Below are 2922 nucleotides of genomic sequence, written 5' to 3'. Positions count from 1 at the left end.
GCGGATGGAGACGCTGGGAGGTTTTCCAGAGGCAACGGAAAGGGTCCTCGGCGTTGCTCGGCACTCTGGGGGGAGGGGTGCCCCATCTGTTTCTGGCCCAGCTTGCCATGCCGACCGTTAACTATCTGCGCATCAGCTTGATCGATCGCTGCAATTTCCGCTGCCAGTACTGCATGCCTGACGAGGCGGAGTTGACGTGGCTGCAAGCCCCAGAGCGTTTAACGGATGAGGAAATCCTCACGTTGGTTCGAGAGGTGTTTTTGCCGTTGGGGATCGATTGCTTTCGCCTCACCGGCGGCGAACCCCTGCTCAGGCCGGGGCTGGAGCACCTCATCCGGGCTCTATGCAGCCTGCCTGGGGTGAGAGATGTGGCCCTTACCACCAACGGCTTCAACCTCAGCCAAAAAGCTCAACTCCTCTATGAAGCGGGGTTGCGCCGCATCAACATCAGCTTTGATTCCCTCAACCCCGAGACCTTTCGACTGATCACGGGGCGGGATCGCTGGCGGCAGGTCTGGGCCGGGATCCAAGTTGCCCACCAAGTGGGGTTTGATCCCCTCAAGTTGAATGTGGTGGTGATCCCTGGGCTCAACGAATCGGAAGTGGAAGATCTGGCTGCCCTTACCCTGGAGCGGCAATGGCATGTGCGCTTCATCGAGTTTATGCCCATCGGCAATGCCGCCCTCTTCCAGCAGACGGGCTGGGTAGAGTCTGAGGTGCTGCGACAGCGAATTCGCGCTCGCTTTGGCCTGGAACCTGGGTTTGTGGCCGGCAATGGGCCGGCGGATGTGTTTCGCATCCCGGGGGCAAAAGGCACCTTGGGCTTTATCAGCCAGATGTCGGAGTGCTTTTGTGATCGATGCAACCGCATGCGGCTATCCAGCGACGGTTGGCTGCGCCCTTGCCTGCTCAACGAATCCGGCCAAATCAACCTGCGGGATCCGCTGCGAGCTGGGATCCCTGCCGAAAGGCTAAGACAGCAGGTGCGAGAACTGCTGGACATCAAGCCGGACATCAACTTCAAAGGACGGGACACCGGCAGCCAGGGATCCTACCGGCGCACCATGTCTCAGATTGGCGGCTAGCGGGGATAAGGGATCCGCAAAAGCTGGTTGACCGGTGGGTGGGCCACCTGCAACTGTTTCCCATCCGGCCACTGGATCTGGATTTCCTTGACCCCTGTTTCGGATCCCAGGCCAAAGTGGGCCACCGGCTCCATCTGACAGAGGTAGCCGCTGCCGGCGTCGATGGCCTGGATCTGGGTACGGGTGGAGGTGAGCAGCCTTACCAACGCGCCGCGGGCCGGGGCTCCCTGGCGGGTGAGGGGCAGAACCCTCAGCCAGTTGTTGGCATTGGCCTGAGGGCGATAGAAGCTGAGAGGCTGGGCGCCAGACTCCCCATGGGCAATCAACAATTCTAGACGACCGTCCCCATCCACATCGGCCACCGCTGCTCCTGTCCCCAATCCCTGCGGCTCGGCAGCATCTCCAATGTCGATGGCTTGCCAACGGCCTGAGCGCCATGCAAACAGACGGTTGGGCTCGCCGATGTTGTTGAAAAACAGCTCCGGATAGCCGTCGTTGTCGAAGTCGGCAGCAATGACCGTGCGAATGCGAGAGGGCCTGGCCAGCTCAGGGGGGGCTACATCCTTAAAAAAACCGCTGGGGGTCTGGATCCAGAGGCGATGGGGGCCTTCCCAGTTGCCGTAGAGCAAATCCAGCCGTCCATCCCCATCCAGATCCACCGCTGCCACGCCGCGCCCATGCTCGTCCGGATCCGCCAGGCCCACCTCAGCGGCAATCTCTTCAAAGGTGCCATCCCCCCGGTTGCGAAACAGAAAGTTGGGTCCCTGCTCATTGACGGCAAAAATGTCCATCCGCTGCGAGACCAAGGGCACGGCCACCAACCCCCGCCCGCCCGTCACCCGATTGAGTCTCGCTTCTGGCGCTACATCGGCGATCATCTGGTTGGAGGCCAGCTCATACAGGCGCATGGGGCCGCCGTAGTTGGCCACGAAAAATCCATAGCGCCCCTGGCCAAGACGATCCACACAGGCTACAGAGCGACCTGCGGTCAAGTTGAGGGCATCTTGGTTTTGCGGCAGGGAGAACAGATCCACCCAGCGAGATCCCTGCCAGTCGAAGAGGCGATCCCCAAAGCGCTTGCGCCCGCCGAAGGTATCGGTATTCAAAACGTAGAGTTCCTCTTGCCCGTCCCCGTCAAAGTCGGCAGCAGCCACCCCAATTGCCATGCGCCCTGCATCGGCCAGGGTGTCGTCTGCTTGATCCACCAGGGTTTGCCCATCCCACTTCAAGACTCGATTGGAGCCGCGGAACCCGCACACAAACAGCTCAAAGGCCCCATCCCGATCCAAATCGCAAGCGGCAACCCCGTAGAAAAGGGCAGGTGGGTTAAAGCGGATCTGCGAGCTGCAATCTTGGAACATGGGGATCCCATCGGAGAACAATAGGAACTGGTGGAGCTTCCAGCTCTGATGGTATGCTGGATCTTCGCTGGAACTTCCCCTTCAACCATGCCACGCATCAAATCTGCCATCAAGCGCGTTCAGATCGCAGAGCGGAATCGGCTGCGCAATAAAGCCACCAAAGCCATGGTGCGCGCTCTGATGAAGAAAGTGATCTCCCTCTCAACTGCCTATGCCGCCAACCCACAGCAAGAAACTCTGCAGGAAATCCAGGCGGCGATGAGTGCTGCTTTCAGCCGCATTGATAAAGCTGCCAAAACCGGCGTCCTGCACAAAAACACAGCCGCTCGTCGTAAGGCTCGGCTGGCCCGGATTGTGAAGCTGTCTGTGGCTTCCTCGGAAAAATCCCAGGCTGAGGCTTTGGGTGGGCGTGATTGACTTCTCCTGCTGCTTCGGAAGTGGTGCTTGTGCGGGATTTCAGCTAGAAATCGCAGGAG

3 protein-coding genes are annotated in these 2922 nt (G+C 59.9%); 2 read left to right on the top strand and 1 reads right to left on the bottom strand.

Translation table 11 applies throughout. The features are described 5' to 3' along the window. Positions 1-107: 107 nt before the first annotated feature. Positions 108-1085, top strand: a complete 978-nt coding sequence (gene moaA / locus NW819_RS13640; protein ID WP_414414078.1) for a GTP 3',8-cyclase MoaA — start codon at positions 108-110, stop codon at positions 1083-1085. On the opposite strand, the gene NW819_RS13635 is transcribed toward moaA, so the two are convergent. Next, complete coding sequence (locus NW819_RS13635; protein ID WP_414414077.1) at positions 1082-2446, bottom strand: CRTAC1 family protein; 1365 nt, start codon at positions 2444-2446, stop codon at positions 1082-1084. The genes moaA and NW819_RS13635 overlap by 4 nt on opposite strands. Before the next feature lie 87 nt (positions 2447-2533). Here NW819_RS13635 and rpsT point away from each other — a divergent pair, with 87 nt between their 5' ends. Beyond that, on the top strand, positions 2534-2863 hold the full coding sequence (gene rpsT / locus NW819_RS13630) for a 30S ribosomal protein S20 (RefSeq protein WP_414331315.1): 330 nt from the start codon (positions 2534-2536) through the stop codon (positions 2861-2863). Positions 2864-2922: the final 59 nt, after the last annotated feature.

This window comes from Synechococcus sp. R8-2, assembly GCF_047461715.1.
Taxonomy (GTDB): domain Bacteria; phylum Cyanobacteriota; class Cyanobacteriia; order Thermostichales; family Thermostichaceae; genus Thermostichus.
This window is presented reverse-complemented; position numbering and strand designations above follow the sequence as displayed.

Bases quoted from the DNA above. Each gene is read 5' to 3' on its own strand.
- moaA (WP_414414078.1), top strand. From the start codon at position 108: ATGCCGACCGTTAACTATCTGCGCATCAGCTTGATCGATCGCTGCAAT.
- rpsT (WP_414331315.1), top strand. From the start codon at position 2,534: ATGCCACGCATCAAATCTGCCATCAAGCGCGTTCAGATCGCAGAGCGG.
- NW819_RS13635 (WP_414414077.1), bottom strand. From the start codon at position 2,446: ATGTTCCAAGATTGCAGCTCGCAGATCCGCTTTAACCCACCTGCCCTT.